Genomic DNA, 5,949 nt, shown 5'->3' with positions numbered 1-5,949 from the left:
GAGGAAGGTCGCCGCGCTTACAGGCAACCAGAACACGCTCCCGCAGATCAGGCGAATAGGGCTGGGGCATGGCTTGCCTCCTGGGCCATCTCCCAGTCAACGCACAGATCACCCCAATGGATTCAAGCCCAGATCAAAAGCGCTTTAGTCATTTCGGATTGTAGGACGATCTAAATGCCGTGGCGCGCGAGATGCTCTCGCAGCGCCGTATGCTCCCGCTCGAGGGGCAACCGAGCACACCGCAATAGAAAGCGACGAGGTGTTCACCGTCGGCAACACGGAACACGACATGGTCAATACCGCTTGGCGCGAAAGGCGCTGGTGATGTCCTTGCCATCGGGACCTCGTTTATCTCGACGTCAAGATGGTTGCATCGTGTCGTGAATCAGGGAAATCGTACGACATGACGGGCGAGGCGGAGGACCGACCGGTGGATCATATCGAACAGATCAGGGCGCAGTGGGCGCGGGAGCTGCCCGGCATCGATACGGAGGGCGTGGCGATTATCGGTCGGGCCCGCCGGATCACGCTTCATCTGCGGCCCTTGATTGAGGCGGTGTTCGCCCGCCACGGCCTCGACGTCGGCGAATTCGACGTGCTTGCAACGTTGCACCGGGCCGGCTCGCCCTTCCGGCTGACACCGACCGAACTCTATCGCACGCTGATGATCTCTTCCGGCGGTCTGACCGACCGGCTCTCCCGGCTCGAGGCTGCCGGGCTCGTGCGCCGCCTTCCGGCTGAAACCGACAGGCGCAGCCTGCTAGTCGAGTTGACCGAGCTTGGACGCCAGCGCACTGAGGCAGCCTTCCGGGAGGACATGGCTCTCGAACATGAGCTCATCTCGGGTCTCAGCGAAGCTGAGCGACGGCAACTCGCCGAACTCCTGCGAAAACTCGCGCTCAGCCTGTCAGTCGATACACCGCCGCAAAGGGGACGGTGAATAGGAATGCGAATAGGCGACCTGCTCGCAACGCCGAGGCCGAGAAATCTCGCAATTCAGGATGGCCGTAAGCCTCTGCAGCCAACAGATCAGCGCCCCGCTGGTATGTCGGAACGCTCATTTTCTGCCGTCAGATCACAACGCCGGCGCGCACAACACCCGCGTGCCCCAGACCTCCAAAAATCCAGAACGCCAGGGAGCGGAAACGACATCCATGGCAGCAGAAGACGCCAACGCACCATTCGGCGCCTCGCGCTCGCAAACTCCGCGTAGCCGCAAAACCAGACGCTCGCTCGACGCAACCAGCAGGCGATGCTTACGCGCCAACGGGCGCAGACCAACGGGGCTGTCGAGAACCACAACCCTTGCAGCAGCGTATAGATCGTCGGCGGCCATTTCGATGCCCGGATCGCGGTCGAGCACGCCTGCAAGGCTGATGAGGATCTCGCGGAGCTCGCGCAGCTGATCCTCGTCCGCGTTTTGCGCGATTGCAGCGACGACCTGCTCGATCAAGGTGATTTTCTCATTGATGGATTCGGAGAGGATTTTGTCCGCCATGAGCCGTCGTCTCCAGAAGAAGCTGCGCGCGTGATTGCGTCCGCGCCGATGCTGAAAAGATGCGCTCGTATGGTTAACGAAAGGTTAGAATGGAGTCGGAAATGACGTCATATGATGGTGATAACGCATTTGTCTCGCGAGTATCGCCCGTGGATGCCAATTTCCGCTCCGGCAACAGGTCGGCCGCCGCAAAATCATCGACCTCGATCACCGTGGAAACGGCCTTTTCCGTTTCCTCGAGAAGACGGACCTCCTCATCGGTGATTGTGCCGTTCAGAAGGGCTGCAAGCCGATCAGATTGGTCGGCTTTTTTCAATCTCTCGTGAATCGGTTGCGCTTGCGTCACGAGTGTGAAGGCACGTTCCAGGCGGGCGAGCCCCTCGTCTCCACTGCCGTGATAAATCCCTTGCGTGAGGCGCTCGCGGGTAGCTGAGGGTTCGACGAGAATGGCGGCGCATTGGGCCACGAGTTCGTCGGAAGGACCGAGCGCGTACGCTCCCAAAGGCTGGATGATGAATTTCAGGAACCATGCCGTTGGGCGGTTCGGCAGGTTGGAGAAGATCTCGGCGAAGCGGTTTTCGATGGTCTGGAATCCGCGTGCCATGCAGTACCGCAGCAATGGCAGGTCGTCTTTCTGACGACCCTCGTCCTGCCACCGCTTGAGGACGGCGGAAAGGAGATACAACTCCGAGAGGATGTCGCCGAAGCGCGCGGAAATCAGTTCCCTGCGCTTGAGCGTTCCGCCCATGGTCAGGAAGGCGAAGTCGGCGGCGAGCGCGAAGCCTGCCGCATAGCGTCCCAATTGTCTGTAGAAGCGTGATGCTGCGCCGGCATCGGGCGCGGGAGCCAGCCATCCGCCGGTCCAATTGCGCCCCCAGGCTCGAAACAGCGTTTTGACCGTATGGCCGACATGGGACCAGAAGACCTTGTCGAATTCGATCAGTCCCCGTTCCTGATCTTCGTCACTGAGCGCGAGAAGTTCCTTGAGGATGTAGGGGTGGCTGCGAATTGCGCCCTGGCCGAAAATGATGAGACATCGGGTCAGGATATTCGCGCCTTCCACCGTGATGCCGACAGGAATGGCGCGATAGAAATTGCCGATATAGTTCAGCGGTCCATCGATCACCGCCTTGCCCGCGTGAATATCCATGGCATCGTTCACGGCCGCGCGCATGCGCTCCGTGGCATGCAGCTTCATGATGCCCGAGATGACCGCAGGGTGATGCCCCTGGTCGAGTCCAGCGCAGGTGAGACGCCGGGCCCCGTCGAGCAGATAGGCCGATCCGGCGATCGCGGCGAGTTTTTCCTGGACACCTTCGAACTTGCCGGTGGGAATGTGGAATTGCTCGCGCACGCGGGCATAGGCGCCGCTCGTATGCGCTGCGAAGGCGGTGCCCGCAGCGGAGAGAGAAGGCAGGGAGATGCCGCGACCGGCAGCCAGTGCACTCATGAGCATACGCCAGCCCTGGCCGACCCGCTCACGCCCGCCGATCACATCGTCGAGGGGAATGAAGACATCCTTTCCCGCATTGGGGCCGTTCTGAAACATCTGGAAGCAGGGAATATGCCTGCGGCCGATTTCGACACCCGGCGTATTCGTGCGCACCAGGGCGACGGTGATTCCGATATCCTCCTCGCCGCCGAGCAGGCGCTCGGGATCGTAGAGTTTGAAGGCGAGGCCCAGCACTGTCGCCACCGGGCCGAGAGTGATGTAGCGCTTGCGCCAGTTGAGGCGGATGCCGAGCACCTCATGCCCTTCATGCCGACCCCGGCAGACGATGCCCGTATCGGTCATCGAGGCGGCATCCGATCCGGCTTCCGGACTCGTCAGCCCGAAGCACGGAATCTCGCGTCCATCCGCGAGACGCGGCAGCCAGTAATCCTGCTGTTCTCTGGTGCCGAATTGCAGAAGCAATTCGCCCGGTCCGAGGGAATTCGGCACCATGGTGGTCACGGCGGCGGCAACCGACCGCGTCGAGATCTTCCTCACCACCTCCGAATGGGCATAGGCCGAAAAACCGAGGCCGCCGAATGTCTTCGGAATGATCATGCCGAAGAACTTGTTAGCCTTCAGATAATCCCATGCCTCCTGCGGCAGGTCACGGTCGGTCCAGGTGATGCGCCAGTCGTCGAGCATTCCGCAGAGGGTTTCGACGGGACCTGCGAGAAATGCCTCCTCCTCCGGAGAAAGGCAGGCGGGCGGCACGGCGAGCAGCTTGTTCCAGTCGGGATTGCCGGTGAACAGGTCTCCATCCCACCAGACATCGCCGGCTTCGATGGCCTCGCTTTCGGTGGACGACAGGCCGGGCATGGCTTTCTTCGCCAGACGGAAGGCCGGCCGTGAAAGCCATTCGAGGCGAAAGCTTTGGCTGGTCATGGCATTTCTCATTCAATTCGCTGACGACAATTTCGCGGGCTCGAAAGGCTGCGCATGCGGGAGATCGAACCTCTCTCTAGCTTGGCTGTTAACGTGCCTGCTCACGGACCGTTCCGGTTCCTGGGTTTTTAGGAGGCAGCCAGCTCTTGCCACCAGTTCTTGCCCAGGGCATCGGCAGATCGTGGAGGTTCCGTCAGCGCATCAGGCGCGAAAGTTCGACGCTGATGCAGCGGTTCATGACAACCTCGATGCCGGCCGCCTCGGCACGTCGTGCTGCCTCCTGGTGAACGATGCCGAGTTGCAGCCATAGGACGGGGGCGCCGATGACGATCGTTTCCTCCACGATACCTGGAACATACTCCGGGCGACGGAAGACATCGACCAGATCGACAGGTTCCCCGATTTCGCTCAGCCGCGCCCGGAAGGGCTCGTTGAACAGGCTGGCGCCCAGTGCTGTCGGGTTGACGGGAAACAGGCGGTAGCCTGCCCGGTGAAGGTAATTCATGACGCCGAAGCTCGGACGCCAGGGATCGACGCTCGCTCCCACGACCGCAATCGTTTTCGTGCGCTCCAGGATCTTGCGGAGACGATCGGGCGGGTAATGGGCGTGGTCGATGACGGGCTCAGGCTGCATGGGAAACCTCTTGCTCACCAATCGGTTGGGCCAGAGTCGGTTCCATCTCGTAGGGCGGAGCTTGCGTCGTCGTTGGATCGAAAGTCCCGCCGAGCGGGTTGTCATGCGCGAACGCCTCCGTTTGCTCCGCAGGCTGGATCCAGACAATGGAGATCTCATCCGCATTCAAGGTGACACCTTCCGAGGGCGAGAAGCCCGGCGCCTTTGCGGCATTTCCTTACGACCGGGATCTGGTGCGGCGTTTCCGGGAGGTCTTTCCCCGCGCGCGGTGGCGCGGCGACGAGCAATGCTGGTTCGTACCGGGAACGACCGCAGTGCGGCGGCTCGACGCCTGGATGTCCCGCGAGCTCGAGACACTCGATCGATATGCGGATGACAAAGGCCGCGATGCATTCCTCTTCGAGCCGTTGAGCAGCCCCTATCTCACCGTCGCGGACGATCTGCGGGTGCGCACGCCCTATTCGAAAACGGTCGTCGAGGCCATGCGCGCGATTCCGTGGGCACGCTGGGATCCCGAGAGGAGAATCTGGCGGGTGCCGTTCCGCTCCTATGAAGAACTGCTCGGCAGGTGGCCGGAGATAGAGGAGGCGGCGCGGCGCAACGAACCTGAAGCCAAGCGATTACGGCGCGAGGAAAAGCGCAGGCGCGGCATCGATAAGACCGATATCATGCAAAGGGAACGTCGCCGCAGGCGTTATCCGGTGCCCGGTGACGATCTTCCGCCACTGGGCCAGCCGGTCGCGACCCTGTCCTGGGGTGTCGTCGTCTTCGAGGAGATCGTGGCCGAGCCTCTCACGGAGCCTTCGATGCGGGATCTGTATCCGCATCTGCGGGAGCCGTTGAGCAATTATGTCTGGGCGCATTGGCGCATGCCGATCCTGCAGGAACTCTATCGCACGAAGTCCGCGCGCGAGTCGGAGGATCCGGAGCTGAGGGCAAGCCGGGGATGGTGGCTTGCGAACCGGAACGAATTGCAGGAACGGGCGCGCCAGCTGCGCCAGATGGAGCGCGCGGCGCGCTCCCGCAACACGGCCCTCGATGCATGACTGCCTGCCGCGCAGAAGGGATTGTGATTGCCGGAACAGGGCAGGAGGTGGGACATGTTGCGTGCCAATGCAGCAATCACTTTCAGCCCGACATTCGTCCTTTCATTCGTTCATATCTGGGCCGCTTTGGCCGCGTCCCTACAAACTCCTCCGACGAGAGCACTGGCTCTCATTTGCGGATGGCAGCCTGCAGCGCCCATGAAAAATCCGGGCACGTGGCCCGGATTGATCCTCACGAACCGGATTCCTAGAGCGCCGGACTGGAAATTCGGCTCCTGGGTTTTGGCCTGGTGCGATCTGTGATTCACTTGCTGGAACGGGAGGTGGATCATGGGTCACTGCTATTCTCTCGATCTTCGGGTGCGCGTCGCCGACTTTGTCGCGGCGGGCCATT

General features: G+C 61.6%; 5 protein-coding genes. 2 read left to right on the top strand and 3 right to left on the bottom strand.

Going from position 1 to position 5,949, the window contains the following annotated elements; genetic code table 11:
• The first annotated feature begins 403 nt into the window (after window positions 1-403).
• Window positions 404-940: a MarR family winged helix-turn-helix transcriptional regulator gene (locus AB4Y97_RS20715; protein ID WP_442000929.1), complete on the top strand. Its 537-nt coding sequence runs from the start codon at window positions 404-406 to the stop codon at window positions 938-940.
• A gap of 135 nt (window positions 941-1,075) precedes the next feature.
• On the opposite strand, the gene AB4Y97_RS20710 is transcribed toward AB4Y97_RS20715, so the two are convergent.
• From AB4Y97_RS20710 to AB4Y97_RS20700, 3 genes are all read right to left on the bottom strand, one after another.
• Entirely contained in the window at window positions 1,076-1,498 is a 423-nt protein-coding gene (locus AB4Y97_RS20710; RefSeq protein ID WP_442000928.1) for a hypothetical protein, read from the bottom strand.
• Between the two features lie 73 nt (window positions 1,499-1,571).
• Window positions 1,572-3,887, bottom strand: a complete 2,316-nt coding sequence (locus tag AB4Y97_RS20705; RefSeq protein ID WP_442000927.1) for an acyl-CoA dehydrogenase — start codon at window positions 3,885-3,887, stop codon at window positions 1,572-1,574.
• Window positions 3,888-4,068: 181 nt separating this feature from the next.
• Window positions 4,069-4,509, bottom strand: coding sequence for a CoA-binding protein (locus AB4Y97_RS20700; protein ID WP_442000926.1), 441 nt, complete (start codon window positions 4,507-4,509; stop codon window positions 4,069-4,071).
• 146 nt (window positions 4,510-4,655) lie between these two features.
• On the opposite strand from AB4Y97_RS20700, the gene AB4Y97_RS20695 reads away from it, so the two are divergent.
• On the top strand, window positions 4,656-5,555 hold the full coding sequence (locus AB4Y97_RS20695; RefSeq protein WP_442000925.1) for a hypothetical protein: 900 nt from the start codon (window positions 4,656-4,658) through the stop codon (window positions 5,553-5,555).
• The last annotated feature ends 394 nt before the right edge of the window (window positions 5,556-5,949 follow it).

Source organism: Microvirga sp. 2TAF3, from assembly GCF_052114965.1.
In the GTDB taxonomy this organism is placed as follows: domain Bacteria; phylum Pseudomonadota; class Alphaproteobacteria; order Rhizobiales; family Beijerinckiaceae; genus Microvirga.
Note: the sequence above shows the minus strand (reverse complement) of the source record. Positions and strands in the feature narration are given on the sequence as shown.